The sequence below is a fragment of the Methylobacterium sp. Gmos1 genome, assembly GCF_053764715.1.
Map to the genome: position 1 here is coordinate 110,891 of NZ_JBSNCC010000004.1, position 18,159 is coordinate 129,049.

Below are 18,159 nucleotides of genomic sequence, written 5' to 3' on the forward strand. Positions count from 1 at the left end.
CGTCGTTCCAGAGGAGTATTGAGATGAAGCGCACGCTACTGGCCGGCTTCGCCCTCGCGGCCACATTCGCCTTTGCCGGATCGGCGCAGGCCCAGATCAAGCTCGGCGTCGCCGGCCCGATCACCGGCGCCAACGCCGCCTTCGGCGCCCAGCTCAAGAACGGCGCCGAGCAGGCCGTCACCGACATCAACAAGGCCGGCGGCATCAACGGCCAGAAGATCGTCCTGGTGATCGGCGACGATGCCTCCGACCCGAAGCAGGGCGTCTCGGTCGCCAACAAGTTCGCCGCCGAGGGCGTGAAGGCCGTGGTCGGCCACTTCAACTCGGGCGTCTCGATCCCGGCCTCCGACGTCTACGCCGAGTCCGGCATCGTCGAGATCACCCCGGCCTCGACCAACCCGAAATACACCGACCGCAAGCTGTGGAACACCTTCCGCACCTGCGGCCGCGACGACCAGCAGGGCGCGGTGGCCGGCACCTGGCTCGCCGAGAAGTTCAAGGGCAAGAACATCGCCTTCGTGCACGACAAGACCCCCTACGGCCGTGGTCTCGCCGACGAGACCCTGAAGACCCTGAAGTCCAAGGGCGGCAAGGACGTGCTGTTCGAGGGCATCAACCCGGGCGAGAAGGACTACTCGGCACTGGTCTCGAAGCTCAAGCAGGCCAAGGCCGACGTGGTCTATTACGGCGGCCTGCACACCGAGGCCGGCCTGATCGTGCGCCAGATGCGCGACCAGGGCCTCAACGCCCCGCTGATGAGCGGCGACGGCATCACCGACAAGGAGTTCGCCCAGATCGCCGGCCCGGGCGCCGACGGCACGCTGATGACCTTCTCGCCGGACGCCCGCAAGAACCCCAACGCCAAGGACGTGGTCGCGGCCTTCAAGGCCCGCAACATCGATCCCGAGGCCTACACCCTGTACTCCTACGCCGCCGTGCAGATCCTGAAGGCCGCGATGGAGGCCACCAAGTCGACCGACGGCAAGAAGGTCGCGGCCTACATGGCCGAAGGCAAGCCGTTCAAGACCGTGATCGGCGACATCTCGTACGACAAGAAGGGTGACATCACCCGCCCCGACTACGTGATGTACATGTGGAAGAAGGGCGGCGACGGCCGCATCGACTACACCGGCAACGAGCTGACCCAGTAACGGGCGAAGCTTCCGGACCGGCCCGGCGCGCCACCGCGCGCCGGGCCTTTTTCCGTTGACGAAGCCGTGCGTGCGTCACACGCGCGGCTTGCGCGTCCCTTCGCCTCACCTTACATGCACAGCGAGCGTTACAAGGCCATCAGCGCGCCCGGCACCTCGGCCGAGCACCCGTACGGCCGGCCGCGTCGCGACCGAATTTCGACAATGTGCTCCCGGCGGCGCCGACCGCGACGGCGACCCGGGTGGAGAGTGTGAATGGCGAAAGAAGAGTTGATGCAGTTCGACGGTCTCGTGCTCGAGATCCTGCCGGACGCGCGTTACCGCGTGCAGCTCGACCAGGGCCACGAGATCGTGGCCTACACGGCCGGCAAGATGAAGAAGAACCGCATCAAGACTCTGGCCGGCGACCGCGTCACCGTCGAGATGTCGCCCTACGACCTGGAGAAGGGCCGGCTGGTGTTCCGTCACAAGGACGAGCGTTCCTCGGGCCCGCGCCCGCCGTTCCGCGGCGGCAGCCAGTTCCGCCGGCGCTGATCCGTCCAACCAAGACCTGTGTCTGCGCGGGGCTGGGGTGAGAACCCTGGCCTTTTGCGCGTCTGCGCCCCTGATTCTGCGAGGCCTGCCATGACTCGTCCCCTGGTGATCGCTCCCTCGATCCTCTCGGCCGACTTCGCCCGGCTCGGCGAGGAGGTCCGCGACGTGGTCGCGGCCGGGGCCGACTGGGTCCATATCGACGTGATGGACGGCCACTTCGTCCCGAACCTCACCTTCGGTCCCGTCGTGGTGAAGGCGCTGCGTCCGCACACGGACGCCGTGTTCGACGTCCACCTGATGATCGCGCCCGCCGACCCGTACCTCGCGGCCTTCGCGGAAGCGGGCGCCGACATCATCACGGTCCATGCCGAGGCGGGTCCCCACCTGCACCGCTCGCTCCAGACCATCCGGGCGCTCGGCAAGAAGGCGGGCGTGGCGATCAACCCGGGCTCGCCGGCGAGCCTGGTCGAGCCGGTGCTCGACATGGTCGACCTCGTGCTGTGCATGACCGTCAACCCGGGCTTCGGCGGCCAGAGCTTCATCGGCTCGGTCTGCGAGACGGTCTCGCGCGTGCGCGCCATGACCGCGGGACGCGACATCGACATCGAGGTCGATGGCGGCGTGACGCCGGAGACGGCGCCGGCCGTCGTGCGGGCCGGGGCGAACGCGCTGGTTGCGGGCTCGGCCACCTTCAAGGGCGGGCGCGAGGCCTATGCCGGCAACATCGCGGCGATCCGCCGGGCGGCGGAGGGCGCGGCGGGGCAGTGGGTGTGAGGGCCGCGAGCCCGCGGGCGCCAGCGCCCTCAAGGCTCGCCTCCATCCCGTTCCGCGTTCAGGCCAAGAGGATCGGCGACGGTGCCGCGCACGGCCGGCGCAGGATAATCATACCTCCCCGGCGGTCACCCCGTATCACGCTCGAACATCAGCCCCGCCTCGCGAAAGCCCCCGTCGACGTTGAGGGTGTGGCCGTGGACGTAGCGGGCCTCGTCGGAGCACAGGAACACCGCGGCGTCGGCGATCTCCTCCGGGGTGCCGTAGCGGGTCATCGGGATCCGGGCGGCGTAGGCGGCCCGGGTCGCCCGGTCGTGCATCGCCTTGGCGATCTCGGTCTCGATCGCGCCCGGCGCAATGTTGTTGACGTTGATGTTGTGTCGGGCGAGTTCCACCGCCATCACCTTGGTCAGCAGTTCGAGCCCCGCCTTGGCCGAGCCGTAGGCGGCGCGCCCGTTGCCGCCGCGCTGGCCCGACAGCGAGGCGATGTTGACGATCTTGCCGCCGCCGACCCGCACCATCTCGCGGGCGCAGGCCTGCGCCACCATGAAGGCGCCGGTGAGGTTGACGCCGATGATGCGGTTCCACTCGGAGAGGCTGGTCTCCAGGAACGGCGTGTTGCCGCCGATCCCCGCATTGTTGACCAGGATGTCGACGCGGCCGTGACCGGCGAGGATCGCCGCCATCATCGCGGCGACGGATTCGGCCTCCGCCACGTCGACGGCGACCGGCATCACCGCCTCGCCCAGGGTGGCGGCGGCGTGCGCCGCGCCCTCCCGGTTCAGGTCGGCGACGACGACGTTCGCCCCCTCGCGCACGAAAGCGGTCGCGACGGCGAAGCCGATCCCCCGTGCCGCCCCGGTCACCAGGGCGACCTTGCCTGCCAGCCGCTGGGTCATGTCCATCTCCTCACGCGGAATCGCGGCCGCCCTGCCTGACGGCGCAAAAGAAGTCGGGCCGGCCGACCTGGCCCCCTTTGAGCGCCAGTTCGAGCCCGTCGAGGGGCGTGTCGGCGCCGTGGGCGCGGCAGATCGGCGAGCCGGGATCGAGGGGCGCGCGCGCCGTCAGCGCGTCGATCCCGAGTTGCAGCGCGGCGTGGCCCGAGGTGTCGCCGCCGGCGATCACCGCCCGGGTCAGGCCGGCGCCGAGCACGATCTCGCGCAAGGCCCGCCCGAGGCCCGCCCCGAGCCGCTCGCTCGCCAGGACCGGGTCGAGGCCGGCCGCCGCCACCGCCTCGCGGAAGGACGCGACCGCCGGGTCGTCCGGGCCGGCGGCGCTGTAGACGAGGGGCGAGCGGCCCTCGCCGAGGGCGTGCCGCGCCGCCTCGACCACCCGGCCGATCTCCCGCGCGAAGGCCTGCTCGTCGACGAGGCGCCGCGCGTCGAGCCGGATGCCGGCAAAGCCGTGATCGAGGGCGTGGGCGATCTGGCCCGCCGTCGTCGGCGAGACCGAGCCGGACACGGCCGCGATCCGCTCCACCGGCGCGCATCGGGAAGCAGGCGGCTCGGGCGGCAGCAGGCAGGCGGCGCGCCAATGGGCGACGAGGGCGGCCTCGACCCCCTGCGAGCCGATGGCGAAGACCGGGCGTCCGCCGCGCTCCCAGATGAGGCGTCCGGCCTCGGCCAGGGTCTCGGCATCGAGCACGTCGAGGGAGACGATCCTCGCGCCCTCGGCGATGGCCCGGGCGAGCGCCGCGTCGCCCTCGCCCCGCTTCATCGCCACGAAATCGACGAGGCCGACCGGCAGGTCGGTCTGGCGGGCGAGATGACGACCGAGATCGGCCTCGTCCATCGGCGTGACCGGGTGGCGGGCCATGGTCGGGTGGCGGTCGAGGCGGTGGCCGCGGCCGTTCGCCATCGCGAACAGGTGGCCGAAGCTCTGGTAGCGGCCCATCCCCGGATCGGCGACGACCATCGGGGTCCAGTCGTCGGAGACGATGCTCCGGCCGATCTCGGCTGCCCGCCCGATCGAGCCGACCTGCGGCGCCGAATCGAAGGTCGAGCAGACCTTGTAATGCGTGACCGGCGCGCCGAGCGAGGCGAGGAGCCGGAAGGCGGGCGGCAGCTCCCGGTCCATCCAGGCCGGCGGCTGCGAGCGTGCCACCCCGGCGATGCCGATCGCGCGGGCGCCCGCGAAGGCTCGCAGGCGCCCGGGCTCGGGGACCGAGAGGAACAGCACCGTCTCGAGCCCGGCGAAGGCCAGCACCTCCATCGCCGCCGAGGAGCCGGTGAAGTCGTCGCCGTAGAAGGTGACGAGGGGGCCGTCGGGGAGCGGGCGCGCGCTCACGCCGCCCCCTCCAGCGCCTGGGCGAGCGCCGGGTGGGTGCGGGCGTGGTGGTCGAGGGGGATGCCCGCCACCGCCGCCTCCCAGGCCTGGCGCAGGGCCGCCACCCCCTCGCCAGGCCCGCCCGGATGGGCGACGATGCCCCCGCCCGCCGTCACGATGAGGTCGGTCGAGCCGAGCGCCGCGAAGGTGCCGGGCGCCTGGCGCACCGTCTGGCCCGAGGAGAAGACCGGCATCGCCAGGCACGGCTTGTCGGGAAACAGCGGGGTCAGGCAGGTGCGCGCCGAGGCGACGACGCTGTCGTCGTCCTCCGAGAACTTGTTGTCGAGGCCGTTGACGTGCATGTGGTCGGCGCCGGCGAGCCGCCAGATCTTCTGCCAGGCGACGTAGGACCAGCCGAGCAGCGGGTGACGGGTGAGGTATCCCCAGCCGTTGCGGTGGGCGTGGATCGGCAATTCGCTCGTCCGCGCGAGCGCGATCATCCCGACGAGGCCGACCGAGTTGAGGCTCGCCATCACGCAGGTGCCGCCGAGATCGCGCACCAGGTCGTGGCGCCGGCGCATCTCGTCGATCTCGCCGGTGAGGTTGAAGGCGACCATCACCTTCCTGCCCGTGCGCTCGGCGTGGTCGTTGACGACCCGCATCACGGCGCGCGCCCGGGCCTCGAACGGGCAATGCGGCCCGTCGGCCTGCAACTCGTCGTCCTTGATGAAGTCGATGCCGCCGTCGCACAGGGTGCGGACCAGGGCGGCGGTCTCCTCGGGCCCGAAGCCGACGCTCGGCTTGATGATGGTGCCGATGATCGGGCGCGCCTCGACGCCGGCGAGTCGGCGCGTGCCCGCGATCCCGAAGCGCGGGCCCGGATAGGCGTCGGCGAACGCCTGCGGCAGGCGGATGTCGAGGAGGCGCAGGCCGGTGATCGGGCGCAGCTCGAACAGGTTGCCGGCGACGGTGGCCAGCAGGTTCGGCAGCGAGGGCCCGAGATTCTCGATCGGCCAGGACAGGGTGACGTGGGCGCGGCGGAGCTTGCCGGGGTCCACGGCCGCGGTCGTCGGCAGGGACGGCGCCGTGACGGCATCGTCCAGCAGCTCCAACCGCTCGACCCGGGCGGCGGAGCGGGCCTTCAGCTCCGGCGTCTCGCCCGGCACCGGCACGAAGGTGCCGCTCGATTGCTCGCCGGCCATCGTGTCGGCCACCTTGCGGGGATCGCTCGCGGTCTCGAGCAGGTAGTCGGCCTCGATCCGGATCGGGCGCGCGGCTTGGCTCTGGCTCATGCACTCGGCTCCGGCAAACGCGGCGTTGGCGCGGGAGCCTAGCGAAGGGTTTTTCGCGAGAGAACTTGAGTTCGGCGCCGCAACCTGTGAGAAAAACTCCCAGCTCATCCGGGAGCCTTCATGGCGAAGCCGCGCCTGCCCCTCAACGCGCTGCGCGCCTTCGAAGCCGCCGCCCGCCTCGGCAGCATGAGCGCCGCGGCGGTCGAGCTCGGTGTCACCCACGGGGCGGTGAGCCGGCAGGTTCGCGCCCTGGAGGCGCAGCTCGGGCTGCCGCTCCTCGAACGCGGCGCGCGCGCCGTCGCGCCGACGCCGGTTGGGGCGCGGCTCGCCGCCGAGCTGGCGGAGGGCTTCGCGATGATGCAGGCGGCGGTGGCCCGCGTGCAGCCCGGTCCCCTGACCCTGTCGTGCTCGGCCACCGTGATGATGCGCTGGCTGATCCCGCGGCTGGAGCGGTTCAAGCGGGCCCACCCGTCGATCGAGCTGCGGCTCACCGTCAGCACCGGCGAGGTCGACTTCATCCGCGACGAGATCGGGCTCGCGATCCGCAACAGCATGGTCCGGGCGCCCGCGAGCGCGCTCGCCGAGACCCTGATCCACGAGGAGATCGGGCCGGTCTGCCACCCCGCCTACGCCCACCGGATGACGATCGACGGGCCGGACGAACTGGCGGCGCGGGCCCGCATCCTCGGCACCGCGACGCGGCCGGATGCTTGGTCCGAATGGGCCCGGGCGATCGGGCGGCCCGATCTCGCGATGTCTCCCGACGAGGTCTTCGGGCACTTCTACCTGGTGATCCAGGCGGCGGCCTGCGGCCTCGGCTTCGCGCTCGCGCCGCGCCTGCTCGTCGAGGACGAGATCGCCGCCGGCCACCTCGTCGCGCCGCTCGGCTTCGTGCCGGGCCCGCACGAGATGCAGCTCTGGAGCGCCGGGCACCTGCGCCACCGCCCCGACCTGCGCCTCGTGGCGGAGTGGCTGCGGCGGGAGATGGCCGGGACGCGGTGACGGGCGCACGCAAGGCGGCCACGCTCACGCCAGGAACCGGTGCTACGTATCCCGCCTCCCGTCCACAGCCAGCCGATCGCCGATGCTCGTCCGTACAGTTGCGCTCCTCCTGCTCCTCGCCGGTCCCGCCCTCGCGCAGGACTACAACCGCGCCGACGTGGTGCGCGGCCTCTGCCACAAGGACGGCTGCGACGAGTTCCAGGTCCTTCGGGTCGAGCCGATGCTGACCGGCACCACCGGCAGCCTCAAGCGCACGCAGGTGAAGACGTTCCACGCGAGCCATGCCGGCCGCAGCGAGCGCGAGGCGGAGGGCGGCTACGTCTACTGCTCGCCGACGAAGCCCGCCGTGATGGCGCAGGGCAAGACCCGCACGGCGGCCTTCCTGCTGGCGCCCTTCGCCAGCGAGGACAGCCCCGAGACGATCCGCAAGAACGCCAACTTCGTGGCGATGTACTTCGCCATCTGCCACGGCCCGGACGTCGCCAGGCAGGCGGTGCGGGACTTGCGCGGCACGGCCACCTCGCTCGGCTACCGCGTGCCAGCCGCGGCCTCCCGGATGGTCGAGCTGGCCGCACCCGAGGACATCGTCGACCGCGCGCCCGCGCCGGCGGCGGCGGCGCGCCCTGCGCCGGTCGCCCGCCCCGCACCGGTCGTCCCGGCCGCGCCGCGGCGGGAGGCGGCGCCGGGCCTGCTGCCGCCGGGCGAGATCCCGGAGGATTGAGGGCGAGGGCCGTCGAAGGCGGCCCTCGCCGTCACTTGCGCAGCGGCACGCCCTTCGTGGTGAACCGCTGCCCGCCCGCCGGGGGACGCACCGGCCGCTGCGGGCCCCGGCCCTTGCCGGCGCCCAGGCCCGTTCCCGGCGGCTGCGAGAACGGCACGAGCTGGTCGGGCCGCGGCCCGATGAGATCGGCGCGACCCATCTCCCGCAGCGCCTCGCGCAGGAGCGGCCAGTTCTCGGGATCGTGGTAGCGCAGGAAGGCCTTGTGCAGCCGGCGCTGCCGCAGGCCCTTGATCGCCTCGACCGGCTCGCTGCCGCCGCGCCGCACGCCCCGCAAGGGATTGATCTCGGTGTGGTACATCGCGGTGGCGGTCGCCATCGGCGACGGCAGGAAGGTCTGCACCTGGTCGGCGCGGTAGTTGTTCTTCTTGAGCCAGAGCGCGAGGTGCATCATGTCCTCGTCGGTCGTGCCCGGATGCGCCGCGATGAAGTACGGGATCAGGTAGTACTTCTTGCCCGCCTCCTTGGCGGCGGCGTCGAACATCTCCTTGAAGCGGTCGTAGGTGCCGATCCCCGGCTTCATCATCTTGTCGAGCGGGCCGCGCTCGGTGTGCTCGGGCGCGATCTTCAGGCGGCCGCCGACGTGGTGGGTGACGAGCTCCTTGACGTATTCCGGGCTGCGGACCGCGAGGTCGTAGCGCACGCCGGACGCCACCATCACCTTCTTGACGCCTTTCACCTCGCGGACCTTGCGGTAGAGCCGGATCAGGTCGTCGTGCGAGGTGTTGAGGTTGGGGCAGATATCCGGGAAGACGCAGGACGGCAGCCGGCACGCAGCCTCGATCTTCGGGTCCTTGCAGGCCATCCGGTACATGTTGGCGGTCGGTCCGCCGACATCCGAGATCACGCCGGTGAAGCCCGGGGTCTTATCGCGGATCCGCTCGATCTCGCGCAGGATCGAGCCCTCCGAGCGGTTCTGGATGACCCGGCCCTCGTGCTCGGTGATCGAGCAGAAGGTGCAGCCGCCGAAGCAGCCGCGCATGATCGTCACCGAGAACTTGATCATGTCCCAGGCGGGGATCTTGGCGTCGCCGTAGGACGGGTGGGGAGCCCGCGCATAGGGCAGGTCGTAGACCGCATCCATCTCCTCGCTGGTGAGCGGGATCGGCGGCGGGTTCAGCCACAGGTCGCGGTCGCCGTGGCGCTGGACGAGCGGGCGCGCGTTGCCCGGATTGGCCTCCCGGTGCAGCACGCGCGAGGCCCGGGCATAGGCCTCCTTGTCGTCCTTGACCTCGTCGTAGGCCGGCAGCCGGATCACGGTGTCGCCGGGTTTGCGGGTCGCGGCCTCGTCGGCGGAATCGAGGTCGTCGGCGGGCAACTCCGAAAAATGCTCGGGCACGCGCCGGAACAGCGCGACGCCGCGGATCGAGTCGAGCTCGTGCGGCGCCTCGCCGGCGGCCATGCGGTTCGCCACCTCGACCACGGCGCGCTCGGCGTTGCCGTAGATCAGGAGGTCGGCCTTGGCGTCCGCCAGGATCGAGCGGCGCACCTTGTCGGACCAGTAATCGTAGTGCGCGATGCGCCGCAGCGACGCCTCGATGCCGCCGAGGATGATCGGCACGTCCTTGTAGGCCTCGCGGCAGCGCTGCGTGTAGACGATGGTGGAGCGGTCCGGGCGCTTCCCGCCCTCCCCGCCCGCCGTGTAGGCGTCGTCGTGGCGCAGGCGACGATCCGCGGTGTAGCGGTTCACCATCGAATCGAGGTTGCCGCCGGTGACGCCGAAGAACAGCCGCGGCTTGCCGAGCGCCCGGAACGGCTCGGCCGATTGCCAGTAGGGCTGCGCGATGATGCCGACCCGGAACCCCTGCGATTCCAGGAGCCGGCCGATGATCGCCATGCCGAAGCTCGGATGATCGACATAGGCGTCGCCCGTCACCAGCACGACGTCGCAGGCGTCCCAGCCGAGCGCGGCCATCTCGGCGCGGCTCATCGGCAGGAACGGCGCCGCCTTGCCGGCGGGCGGCGACTGGCAACGCAACGGGGCCACGGAACGCGCGGGGACCGGGGAGGAATGGGCGGGAGCTTGGAGTTCCATGGGGGCGATGCATAGGCCGCCCGGACCGCGCCGCCAAGAGCATCGAGCAAGGAACCGCAAGAACAACGCAGGGTGAGCGGGGCGACTCTTCGTCCGCGCAGCAGAACGGTCGAGCTTTGCTTGCCGCCTGCCGCGTGGTCACGCCGACAGGCTCGCCGTCGCGGCCTGCGCATCCCGAACGGCCATCGGACGTCCGGGGGAGCGGGACTCCAGGGGATCGTTAAGGCTCGGCGCCTAGGCTCGCGGATGGTCAACCGTTGTTGAGTGCCCGACCGTGTCCCTGCGTACCAACCTCACCCTCGTGGCGATCGCCGGCCTCGGCTTTTCCACCATCTGCGCCGTCTGCTCGGCGCAGCTCGACCGCGAGCCGCCGCGCCCGCCCCAGCTCGTCGCCGCCGTGAAGGCCGTGCCGCTCGACGAGCCGGTCACCACCGGCTCGATCGTGCCGACGCCGGCCGCCGCCAAGGTGGCCCGGCTGGCGAAGACCGAGCCGAAGCCGGAGCCGAAGAAGGACGCCAGGCCGAAGGCCGAGCCGGCCCTCGATTCCGAGCGCCTCGCCGCTTTGCTGGCCGAGCCGACGGTGATGAAGCCGAAGCGCTAGAAAAAACTCAGCCGCGGCGCAGGGCCCGCGAGGCGGCGGTGCCAGCGAGCGCCGCCAGCCCGAGGGCGATCAGGGCATTGTAGCCGGCGAGCGAGATCCCGAGGAAGCGCCAGGCCGCCGCGGTGCAATCCACCGGGCGGGTGGTCTCGAGGGTCTTGAGGAAGTCGTTGACGCCCGCCGGCGCCGGGCCGGCGCCGCCGCCGCAATCGCTCGGGCCGGGCCAGAAGCCCCACTCGGCCCCGGCATGGTAGGCGCCGAGCCCGGCGCCGACGAGGAAGATCAGCGCCACCAGCGCCAGCAGCCAGGCCGAGAGCCGGCGCGGCAGCAGCAGGGCGGCGGCCAGCAGCGGCAGGGCGAGGTAGTAGGGCTGGCGCTCGGTCAGGCACAGCTTGCACGGCACGTAGCCGAGCCCGTGCTGGAAGACCAGCGCGCCGCCGACCGTCGCGGCGGCGCCGGCGAGCACCAGCAGCGCCGCCGGCCGGGGCGCGGTGAGAGCCTGGACCGTGAAAGCCTGAGCCATGGCAGCGTGATCCTTGGAAGCGTGACCCTTGCGCGTGGTGCCTTCAGAACAGGTAGCGGAAGCCGACGAAGCCGAGCACCCCGACGGCCACGAACACCGCCGCCACCGCGTTCAGGTGCCGGTCGAGGACCGTGCGGATGCCGACGCCGTAGCGGCCGACGAGGCCCGCCAGGATGAAGAACCGCGCGCCGCGCGTGACGAGCGACAGCACGATGAACCAGAACAGGTCGTAGCCGGCGAAGCCCGAGGTGATGGTGACGAGCTTGTAGGGGATCGGGGTGAGGCCCTTGAGTAGGATCACCCAGTGACCGTAATGGGCGTAGGCCTCCCGGAAGGCGTCGGCGCCCTTGTCGAGCCCGTAGAGGTGGAAGAGCCAGGCGCCGAGAGAATCGTAGAGCAGCGCCCCGATGGCGTAGCCGGCAACCCCGCCGACGACCGAGGTCAGCGTCGCGATCAGCGCGTAGGTCCAGGCCTTCTCGGGCCGGGTCACCGCCATCGGCACCAGCATCACGTCCGGCGGGATCGGGAAGAACGAGCTCTCGGCGAAGGACACCGCGCCGAGGGCGTAGGGAGCCGACGGGCGCGCGGCGAGCGCGAGGATCCACTCGTAGAGGCGGCGCAGCATGGGTCTGGGAGAGCCCGTCTTGGCAGGAGGTTCGGGATACGGTCCGGGGTCTTTGAGCACAGGATTGCGGCGCTGGCGAGGGCGTCGGCGGCACAGGCCCGGAGGCGCCGGCAACGGCAGATGCATCGACGGGATGTCGGGTCCGACGCCCCGCGGCGGCGTGTGGAGGTGCAGTCCGGATCCGCGGAAGAACCCGACCGAAAGGATTAAGCCTGATGGCAGGGTGCGGTTTCTTCTTGACCCCACTGTGCGAAACCACCCGAACACCGCCATGATCGATCGTCATCCGTCACCCCGCGTCGATCGTCCTGCACTCCACCGAAGGTCCGCGTGATGCCGTCCCTGCGTTCGCTCCTCGTCCTAGCTCTGCTGCTCCCCGCCCCCGCCCTCGCCGCCGACGACGCGGTGGCGCGCTGGCAGCAGGCCGACGCGGCCTGCGCCCTGCCGGCCTCGCCGCTGGCCAACCAGGCCTGCGAGAACCGCGACCGCTACGCCGCGGCTCTGCGCCGCCAGGGCTGGTGCGAATCGCGCGCCGCGACGGCCTACGAGCACTGGGGCTGGCAGCGCTGCGCCCCGGCCGCGACGGCGCGGGCGATGCCGCGGCGCCGGGCCCGCCCGCACGCCTGATTGCTCCCGCAAATGGAGGATGCGCCGGCCCCGTGACCGGCGCTACCTTGCCGATCTCTGGACCTCGACTTCACGCCCCGCCCGGCCCCGCCACGGCGGGGCTTCTCTCGTCGGTCGGGCTCCCGACGTGATGCGCACGAGCGAACGGCCGGCATCGAGCGGCAGCACCGAGACGGTGGCTGCGTCCGAACCGACGGCCCGCCGAGCCGAGGCGGGCACGGGGCTTCGCAAAGCCACATCGAGCGAGCCCGACCATCCGCGCGGGGTGGGGGGCGTGCTGCACTTCGAGCGATACTCCGCTGGCCGGCTTCGACGCCGCCCCCGCCGCGCGGAACCGGCCAAGCGGCCCCCGGTTGACGCTCGCTCGAAGCGAGAGGACACGAGAGATCCGCGTGCGAGAGACCAGGCGCCCCTCCGCCCTCCCCTCGTCTCCGCCCGCCGGGCCCGCCGCGTGAGGCCAGCGCTCCTCCTCACGGCCGTGTCGCTCCTCGCCGCCGGCGCCGCGCAGGCCGCCGGCATCGGCTCGGGCGGTGGGCCGTCCGAGGTCGTGCTGATCGTCCAGATCGTGCTGCTCCTCACCGTCGGGCGCCTGCTCGGCGAGGCGATGCTGCGCGTCGGTCAGCCGGCGGTGATGGGCCAGCTGCTCGCCGGCATCCTGCTCGGCCCCTCCTGCCTCGGGGCGCTGTGGCCGGAGGCGCAACACTGGCTGTTTCCGCCGGGCCACGACCAGAAGGCGCTCCTCGACGGCATCGCCCAGCTCGGGATCCTGCTCCTCCTGCTGATGACCGGGATGGAGACCGACCTCGCCCTGGTGCGCAAGGTCCGGCGCGCGGCGCTCAGCGTCTCGGTCACCGGCGTCGCGGTGCCGTTCGGCTGCGGCTTCCTCCTCGGGTGGTTCCTGCCCGAGGCGATGCTGCCGCGCCCGGAGCTGCGCCTCGTCACCGCGCTCTTCCTGGGCACGGCGCTGGCGATCTCGTCGGTCAAGATCGTCGCCATGGTGGTGCGCGAGATGGACTTCCTGCGCCGCAACGTCGGCCAGGTCATCGTCGCTTCGGCGATCATCGACGACACGATCGGCTGGGTCATCATCGCGGTGATCTTCAGCCTGGCGCGGGCCGGCACCATCGATCCGTGGGAGGTCGGCCGCAGCCTCGCCGGCACCCTGGTCTTCCTCGGCCTCAGCCTCACGGTCGGGCGCCGCCTCGTCTTCCTGCTGATCCGCTGGGCGAACGATTCGTTGCGGAGCGAGGCCGCGGTGATCACCGCGATCCTGGTGCTGATGGGCGTGCTGGCGCTCATCACGCAAGCGATCGGCGTGCACACCGTGCTCGGCGCCTTCGTCGCCGGCCTCCTCGTCGGCCAGTCGCCGATCCTGACGCGGCGCATCGACGAGCAGCTGCGCGGCGTCGTGACCGCGCTGTTCGCGCCGATCTTCTTCGGGCTCGCGGGCCTGAGCGCCGACCTCACCATCCTGCGCGACCCGCGCCTGCTGCTCCTCACCCTCGGGCTCATCGCCATCGCGAGCCTCGGCAAGTTCGCCGGCGCCTTCGCGGGCGGGCTGCTCGGGGGCTTGAGGCGGCCGGAATCGCTCGCGCTCGCCTGCGGCATGAACGCCCGCGGCTCGACCGAGGTGATCGTCGCCTCGATCGGGCTGGGCATGGGCGCGCTGAGCCAGGACCTGTTCACGATGATCGTCGCCATGGCGCTGCTCACCACGCTCGCGATGCCGCCGACCCTGCGCTGGGCGCTCCACCGCCTGCCGCTGAAGGGCGAAGAGAAGGCGCGGCTGGAGCGCGAGGCGGCGGAGGAACGCGGCTTCGTCGCCAATCTCGAGCGCCTGCTCGTCGCCGCCGACGACGGCCCGAAGGGACGATTCGCCGCCCGGATCGCCGGCCTCGTCGCGGGGGCGCGCGGCATGCCGGTGACGGTGGTGCGGCTCGGACCGGAGGGGGACCGTGCGATCCTGGCCGGCGCCGTGGCGGACGCCGCGCACGGCGCGCGCGACGAGGAGACCGGCGCGGTCGAGGTGACGGAGCTCGTCCGGGCCGAGCCCGCCGCCGAGGCGGTGGCCGAGGAGGCCGCCAACGGCTACGACCTCCTGATCGTCGGCATCGACCCGACCGTGGCGCCACAGGGCGGGCTTGCCGACGCCGTCGCCGGCGCGGCCGAGCGGTTCGACGGTCCCCTCGCCATCGCGGCGGCGCGCGGCGCCCACCGCGACGATCCGGGGCGCGCCGCCCTGTCGATCCTGGCGGTGATCGACGGTACCCGGGCCGCCCGACGCGGGGCCGAGATCGCCGTGACGCTCGCCCGCGGCGCGGGCGCGCCGCTGACGGTGCTGTTCCTGTCGCAGGCCGCCGGCGCGCGCCGGCGCCTCACCGGCCTGGGAGAGAGCGATTCATCGGCCCTGCGCGACGTGCTCGACCTCGCCGAGCGGGCGGGCCTGCGGGCGCGGGCTGAGGTGCGCGCCACGCGGACGCCGGAGCGCGAGATCCTGCGCCGGGCTCGCGCCGGCGACCACGACCTGATCGTGATGGGCGTCACCCGCCGCGCCGGTGACGGCGCCGCCTTCGGGCCGCTGGCCGAGACGGTGCTGGAGGCCTCGGACCGCTCGGTGCTGTTCCTGGCGAGCTGATCCGCAGCCGCCCTCAGTTCCGGTCGTCCGGCAGCGACGGCAGCGGCTGCACCGCGATTCCCTCCTCCAGGAGCGAGCGTGCCTCGGTGAGGCTGGCCTCGCCGTAGATCGCCCGCTGCTCGGTCTCGCCGTAATGCATCCGCCGGGCTTCCGCGGCGAAATTCTCGCCGACGTGGTCGGCGGTGCGGGCGACGTGCTCGTGCACGGCGCGAATCATCGCGCGCAGCTGCCGCTCGGGCTCGGAGACCAGGCTGACCGGCGCCTCGGCCGGGGCCGGCGCCGCGGGCGCGCTCGGCGGCGCCTCGACGGGGGCCGGCAGATTCGCCGCGCGGCCGAGCGACGGCGCCATGATCTGCTTGGCCACCTTCGGGCTGTTGCAGAACGGGCAGGTCACGAAGCCGGCCCGCGCCTGCTCGTCGTAGGAATCGCTCGACGGGAACCAGCTCTCGAAGCTGTGGCCGGAATCACAGGACAGGGCGTAGCGGATCATGACCGGAATATCGGGGGGCGGGCGCGCGGCTGCGAGGGCCTGCGACGCTTGAGGCACCCCTTGTGGCGGAAATCCGGCGCCAAGGGAAATGCCCTCTCGGAAGGTGGCGCCCGTCAGGCGCGGGCGGCCTCGACCACCACCGGCCGGGCGTGGCGCAGGGCCGGGATGCGGGCGCGGGCATCCGTCACGAGGGCCATGTCGATCTCGGCCACGATCACCCCGGGCTCGTTGCCGTCGGCCTCGGCGAGCACCCGGCCCCAGGGGTCGACGATGAGCGAGTGGCCGTAGGTCTCGCGCCCGTCCTCGTGCCGGCCGCCCTGCGCGGCCGAGATCATGAACGAGCCGGTCTCGATCGCCCGGGCGCGCTGGAGCACGTGCCAATGCGCCTCGCCGGTCTGGCGGGTGAAGGCGGCGGGCGCCGACAGGATCTCGGCCCCGGCTTCGGCGAGCGCCCGGTACAGGGCGGGGAAGCGCACGTCGTAGCAGATCGCGACCCCGAGCCGGCCCCAGGGCAGGTCGGTGACGACCGCCCGGGCGCCGCCGGTATAGGTCGCGGACTCGCGGTAGCTCTCGCCGTTCGGCAGGTCGACGTCGTAGAGGTGGAGCTTGTCGTAGGCCGCCGCGATCGCGCCCTCGCGGTCGATCACGAAGGCGCGGTTGGCGACCTTGTCGCCGTTCTTCACCGCCAGCGAGCCGACATGGACCACGACGCCCCGCTCGCGGGCGACGTCGCGCAGCGCGCCCAGCGTCGCATCGTCCTCCGGCGCGCGGATCTTCTGGAACAGGCTCGCCCGGTCGCGCTCGAGGAGCGAGGTCATCTCGGGCGTCTGGACGTAGTGCGCCCCGCGCTCCGCCGCCTCGCGGATGCCCGCCACCGCGGCGTCGCGGTTCTGCGCGGGGTCGCGGCCGGAGCGCATCTGCACGCAGGCGGCGACGAAGCGGGGAGCGGTCATGGGCTGGAACTCCGGGAAGGCCCGGCCAGCTTACGACGGGCGGCCGGACCCTGCCAGAGGGTCAGCCGGCGAGCAGCGGATCGAGGCGGCCGGAGCGGTCGAGGGCGTAGAGGTCGTCGCAGCCGCCGACATGGGTCGGGCCGACGAAGATCTGCGGCACGCTGGTGCGGCCGCCGGCCTTGTCGATCATCTCGCGCCGGGCGCCCGCCTTGGCCTCGACGTCGATCTCGGTGAAGGCGGCGCCCTTCTCCTGCAGCAGCGACTTGGCCGCCGCGCAATAGGGGCACCAGCTGGTGGTGTAGATCGTGACCGGCTGCATCCGTCGGCTCGCGCGCTGCTGGCAAGGCCCCCGATATAGGAGCCCGGGCACGGCCGCGCCAGCGGCGGCGTCAGGCCGCCATCAGCTTCTCGACTTCGGTCACCAGCTCGCGCAGGTGGAACGGCTTCGACAGGACCTTGGCGTCCTTCGGGGCCTTCGAATCGGGGTTGAGCGCGACCGCCGCGAAGCCGGTGATGAACATCACCTTGATGTCGGGGTCGAGCTCGGTGGCACGGCGCGCCAGCTCGATGCCGTCCATCTCGGGCATCACGATGTCGGTGAGCAGGAGCTCGAACGGCTCCTCGCGCAGGCGATTGTAGGCCGAGAGCCCGTTGTCGAACGAGGCCACGTCGTAGCCCGCGTTCTGGAGCGCCTTGGCGAGGAAGCGACGCATGTCGTTGTCGTCTTCCGCGAGGAGGATCTTCATGAACGAAAGTCCCGGATACCGATTCGGTGCGTTCATTCCATAAAGCGGCCGCGTGGTAAACAGAGTGTTGACGCCGGGCCCGCCGCGCCGGTTTCCCCCGGCGGATTCTGAACGCGCCGTCGCTTCCTCGCAGCAGTGGACAGGCCGGCGAAGGGACGCCAGATTAGCCGGATGAAGGTGCGAACACGTCCCACCCCGCTCTGCCGGACGGCCGGATGAGCCGGGTCTCCCCCGCCAGCCTGTTCACGCCGCCCTTCCGGGTGGACGAGCCGGAGCGGCAGACCCTGCCGTTCGTCTTCAACACCGGGCATTCGGGGGCGGTCTACCCGGCCTCCTTCGTCGCCGCCTCGCGGCTCGACGCTGTGGCCTTGCGCCGCTCGGAGGACGCCTTCGTCGACCGGCTCTACGCGCCCGTCGTGTCCCTGGGGGCGCCGCTGATGCAGGCCGCCTTCCCGCGGGCCTATCTCGACGTCAACCGCGAGCCCTACGAGCTCGACCCGCGGATGTTCGACGGGCGGCTGCCGCCCTTCGTCAACGTGCGCTCGATGCGGGTGGCCGGCGGCCTCGGCACGGTGCCGCGGGTGGTGGCGGACGGCCAGGAGATCTACCGCGCCCGCCTGCCGGTCGAGGAGGCGATGGCGCGGATCGAGGATCTGTACAAGCCCTACCACCGCACCCTGAAGGAACTGGTGGCGCGCACCGCCCGCAGCTTCGGCCACGCGGTGCTGATCGACTGCCACTCGATGCCCTCGACCAGCCTCGCCCGCGACGAGGGGCCCGCCGTCGACGTGGTGCTCGGCGACCGCTTCGGCACGAGCTGCGCGCCGGACCTCGTCGACTGCGCCGAGGCCGCCTTCCGCAGGCACGGGCTCAGGGTGGTGCGCAACAAGCCCTATGCGGGCGCCTTCATCACCGAGCATTACGGCGAGCCGGCACTCGGCCGCCACGCCCTCCAGATCGAGGTCAACCGCGCCCTCTACATGGACGAGCGCAAGCTCGTGCCGCGCCCCGGCTTCGACGCCCTGTCGCGGACCCTGACGGCGGTGGCGGAGACCCTCGGCCACGCCTCCCTCGACCTCGCGCCCCGCCGCATCGCCGCCGAGTAGAGCGCGCGGCGCGGGGCATGCCTGGCGT

The 18,159-nt window shown here is 72.1% G+C and carries 19 protein-coding genes; 9 read left to right on the plus strand and 10 right to left on the minus strand.

Features of this window, described 5'->3' with window-relative positions; all coding sequences use genetic code 11:
* The first annotated feature begins 23 nt into the window (after positions 1–23).
* From ACS5PV_RS09645 to rpe, 3 genes are all read left to right on the plus strand, one after another.
* Positions 24–1,151 carry a branched-chain amino acid ABC transporter substrate-binding protein gene (locus ACS5PV_RS09645; RefSeq protein ID WP_455395123.1) on the plus strand — a complete coding sequence of 376 codons (1,128 nt, stop codon included), beginning with the start codon at positions 24–26 and terminating at the stop codon, positions 1,149–1,151.
* Positions 1,152–1,406: 255 nt separating this feature from the next.
* Entirely contained in the window at positions 1,407–1,685 is a 279-nt protein-coding gene (gene infA / locus ACS5PV_RS09650; protein ID WP_048429304.1) for a translation initiation factor IF-1, read from the plus strand.
* A 90-nt stretch (positions 1,686–1,775) separates the two neighbouring features.
* The gene (gene rpe, locus ACS5PV_RS09655) at positions 1,776–2,459 is read left to right on the plus strand and encodes a ribulose-phosphate 3-epimerase (protein WP_455395124.1); all 684 of its coding nucleotides are present in this window, start codon (positions 1,776–1,778) and stop codon (positions 2,457–2,459) included.
* A 125-nt stretch (positions 2,460–2,584) separates the two neighbouring features.
* Here the strand turns inward: rpe and ACS5PV_RS09660 are convergent, their stop codons facing one another.
* The 3 genes from ACS5PV_RS09660 to ACS5PV_RS09670 are packed head-to-tail and all read right to left on the minus strand — an operon-like array spanning position 2,585 to position 6,013.
* Positions 2,585–3,355, minus strand: coding sequence for an SDR family NAD(P)-dependent oxidoreductase (locus tag ACS5PV_RS09660; RefSeq protein ID WP_455395125.1), 771 nt, complete (start codon positions 3,353–3,355; stop codon positions 2,585–2,587).
* 10 nt (positions 3,356–3,365) lie between these two features.
* Positions 3,366–4,742, minus strand: a complete 1,377-nt coding sequence (locus ACS5PV_RS09665; protein ID WP_455395126.1) for a four-carbon acid sugar kinase family protein — start codon at positions 4,740–4,742, stop codon at positions 3,366–3,368.
* Positions 4,739–6,013, minus strand: a complete 1,275-nt coding sequence (locus ACS5PV_RS09670) for a ribulose-bisphosphate carboxylase large subunit family protein (protein WP_455395127.1) — start codon at positions 6,011–6,013, stop codon at positions 4,739–4,741. The genes ACS5PV_RS09665 and ACS5PV_RS09670 overlap by 4 nt, the downstream gene beginning before the upstream one ends.
* A 120-nt stretch (positions 6,014–6,133) precedes the next feature.
* Between ACS5PV_RS09670 and ACS5PV_RS09675 the strand changes: the two genes are divergently transcribed.
* The gene (locus tag ACS5PV_RS09675; protein ID WP_455395128.1) at positions 6,134–7,015 is read left to right on the plus strand and encodes a LysR substrate-binding domain-containing protein; all 882 of its coding nucleotides are present in this window, start codon (positions 6,134–6,136) and stop codon (positions 7,013–7,015) included.
* Positions 7,016–7,097: 82 nt separating this feature from the next.
* Positions 7,098–7,736 carry a hypothetical protein gene (locus ACS5PV_RS09680; protein WP_455395129.1) on the plus strand — a complete coding sequence of 213 codons (639 nt, stop codon included), beginning with the start codon at positions 7,098–7,100 and terminating at the stop codon, positions 7,734–7,736.
* A 31-nt stretch (positions 7,737–7,767) separates the two neighbouring features.
* On the opposite strand, the gene ACS5PV_RS09685 is transcribed toward ACS5PV_RS09680, so the two are convergent.
* Entirely contained in the window at positions 7,768–9,828 is a 2,061-nt protein-coding gene (locus tag ACS5PV_RS09685; RefSeq protein WP_455395130.1) for a YgiQ family radical SAM protein, read from the minus strand.
* 274 nt (positions 9,829–10,102) lie between these two features.
* Here ACS5PV_RS09685 and ACS5PV_RS09690 point away from each other — a divergent pair, with 274 nt between their 5' ends.
* The gene (locus ACS5PV_RS09690) at positions 10,103–10,429 is read left to right on the plus strand and encodes a hypothetical protein (RefSeq protein ID WP_455395131.1); all 327 of its coding nucleotides are present in this window, start codon (positions 10,103–10,105) and stop codon (positions 10,427–10,429) included.
* A 7-nt stretch (positions 10,430–10,436) separates the two neighbouring features.
* On the opposite strand, the gene ACS5PV_RS09695 is transcribed toward ACS5PV_RS09690, so the two are convergent.
* Both ACS5PV_RS09695 and ACS5PV_RS09700 read right to left on the minus strand, forming a co-directional pair.
* Positions 10,437–10,949: a disulfide bond formation protein B gene (locus ACS5PV_RS09695; protein WP_455395132.1), complete on the minus strand. Its 513-nt coding sequence runs from the start codon at positions 10,947–10,949 to the stop codon at positions 10,437–10,439.
* Positions 10,950–10,992: 43 nt separating this feature from the next.
* Entirely contained in the window at positions 10,993–11,574 is a 582-nt protein-coding gene (locus tag ACS5PV_RS09700; RefSeq protein WP_455395133.1) for a YqaA family protein, read from the minus strand.
* A 333-nt stretch (positions 11,575–11,907) separates the two neighbouring features.
* On the opposite strand from ACS5PV_RS09700, the gene ACS5PV_RS09705 reads away from it, so the two are divergent.
* Both ACS5PV_RS09705 and ACS5PV_RS09710 read left to right on the plus strand, forming a co-directional pair.
* The gene (locus ACS5PV_RS09705; RefSeq protein ID WP_455395134.1) at positions 11,908–12,201 is read left to right on the plus strand and encodes a hypothetical protein; all 294 of its coding nucleotides are present in this window, start codon (positions 11,908–11,910) and stop codon (positions 12,199–12,201) included.
* Positions 12,202–12,652: 451 nt separating this feature from the next.
* Positions 12,653–14,836, plus strand: coding sequence for a cation:proton antiporter domain-containing protein (locus tag ACS5PV_RS09710; protein ID WP_455395135.1), 2,184 nt, complete (start codon positions 12,653–12,655; stop codon positions 14,834–14,836).
* Between the two features lie 13 nt (positions 14,837–14,849).
* Here the strand turns inward: ACS5PV_RS09710 and ACS5PV_RS09715 are convergent, their stop codons facing one another.
* The 4 genes from ACS5PV_RS09715 to cpdR form a co-directional block, all read right to left on the minus strand.
* Entirely contained in the window at positions 14,850–15,326 is a 477-nt protein-coding gene (locus ACS5PV_RS09715; RefSeq protein WP_455395136.1) for a DUF1178 family protein, read from the minus strand.
* Between the two features lie 113 nt (positions 15,327–15,439).
* A complete protein-coding gene (locus tag ACS5PV_RS09720; RefSeq protein ID WP_455395137.1) occupies positions 15,440–16,279 on the minus strand; it encodes a carbon-nitrogen hydrolase family protein in 840 nt (279 codons plus the stop codon).
* A 61-nt stretch (positions 16,280–16,340) separates the two neighbouring features.
* Positions 16,341–16,598, minus strand: coding sequence for a glutaredoxin 3 (gene grxC, locus ACS5PV_RS09725; protein WP_455395138.1), 258 nt, complete (start codon positions 16,596–16,598; stop codon positions 16,341–16,343).
* 70 nt (positions 16,599–16,668) lie between these two features.
* A complete protein-coding gene (cpdR, locus tag ACS5PV_RS09730) occupies positions 16,669–17,025 on the minus strand; it encodes a cell cycle two-component system response regulator CpdR (RefSeq protein WP_048427828.1) in 357 nt (118 codons plus the stop codon).
* Between the two features lie 215 nt (positions 17,026–17,240).
* Here cpdR and ACS5PV_RS09735 point away from each other — a divergent pair, with 215 nt between their 5' ends.
* Positions 17,241–18,131 carry an N-formylglutamate amidohydrolase gene (locus ACS5PV_RS09735; RefSeq protein ID WP_455395139.1) on the plus strand — a complete coding sequence of 297 codons (891 nt, stop codon included), beginning with the start codon at positions 17,241–17,243 and terminating at the stop codon, positions 18,129–18,131.
* The last annotated feature ends 28 nt before the right edge of the window (positions 18,132–18,159 follow it).

What these genes read in the sequence shown, in the direction of transcription:
- grxC (WP_455395138.1), bottom strand. Translation starts at nt 16,598, where the DNA reads ATGCAGCCGGTCACGATCTACACCACCAGCTGGTGCCCCTATTGCGCG.
- cpdR (WP_048427828.1), bottom strand. Translation starts at nt 17,025, where the DNA reads ATGAAGATCCTCCTCGCGGAAGACGACAACGACATGCGTCGCTTCCTC.
- ACS5PV_RS09715 (WP_455395136.1), bottom strand. Translation starts at nt 15,326, where the DNA reads ATGATCCGCTACGCCCTGTCCTGTGATTCCGGCCACAGCTTCGAGAGC.
- ACS5PV_RS09645 (WP_455395123.1), top strand. Translation starts at nt 24, where the DNA reads ATGAAGCGCACGCTACTGGCCGGCTTCGCCCTCGCGGCCACATTCGCC.
- rpe (WP_455395124.1), top strand. Translation starts at nt 1,776, where the DNA reads ATGACTCGTCCCCTGGTGATCGCTCCCTCGATCCTCTCGGCCGACTTC.
- ACS5PV_RS09660 (WP_455395125.1), bottom strand. Translation starts at nt 3,355, where the DNA reads ATGACCCAGCGGCTGGCAGGCAAGGTCGCCCTGGTGACCGGGGCGGCA.
- ACS5PV_RS09670 (WP_455395127.1), bottom strand. Translation starts at nt 6,013, where the DNA reads ATGAGCCAGAGCCAAGCCGCGCGCCCGATCCGGATCGAGGCCGACTAC.
- ACS5PV_RS09705 (WP_455395134.1), top strand. Translation starts at nt 11,908, where the DNA reads ATGCCGTCCCTGCGTTCGCTCCTCGTCCTAGCTCTGCTGCTCCCCGCC.
- ACS5PV_RS09675 (WP_455395128.1), top strand. Translation starts at nt 6,134, where the DNA reads ATGGCGAAGCCGCGCCTGCCCCTCAACGCGCTGCGCGCCTTCGAAGCC.
- ACS5PV_RS09700 (WP_455395133.1), bottom strand. Translation starts at nt 11,574, where the DNA reads ATGCTGCGCCGCCTCTACGAGTGGATCCTCGCGCTCGCCGCGCGCCCG.
- ACS5PV_RS09695 (WP_455395132.1), bottom strand. Translation starts at nt 10,949, where the DNA reads ATGGCTCAGGCTTTCACGGTCCAGGCTCTCACCGCGCCCCGGCCGGCG.
- ACS5PV_RS09720 (WP_455395137.1), bottom strand. Translation starts at nt 16,279, where the DNA reads ATGACCGCTCCCCGCTTCGTCGCCGCCTGCGTGCAGATGCGCTCCGGC.
- ACS5PV_RS09735 (WP_455395139.1), top strand. Translation starts at nt 17,241, where the DNA reads ATGAGCCGGGTCTCCCCCGCCAGCCTGTTCACGCCGCCCTTCCGGGTG.
- ACS5PV_RS09680 (WP_455395129.1), top strand. Translation starts at nt 7,098, where the DNA reads ATGCTCGTCCGTACAGTTGCGCTCCTCCTGCTCCTCGCCGGTCCCGCC.
- ACS5PV_RS09685 (WP_455395130.1), bottom strand. Translation starts at nt 9,828, where the DNA reads ATGGAACTCCAAGCTCCCGCCCATTCCTCCCCGGTCCCCGCGCGTTCC.
- infA (WP_048429304.1), top strand. Translation starts at nt 1,407, where the DNA reads ATGGCGAAAGAAGAGTTGATGCAGTTCGACGGTCTCGTGCTCGAGATC.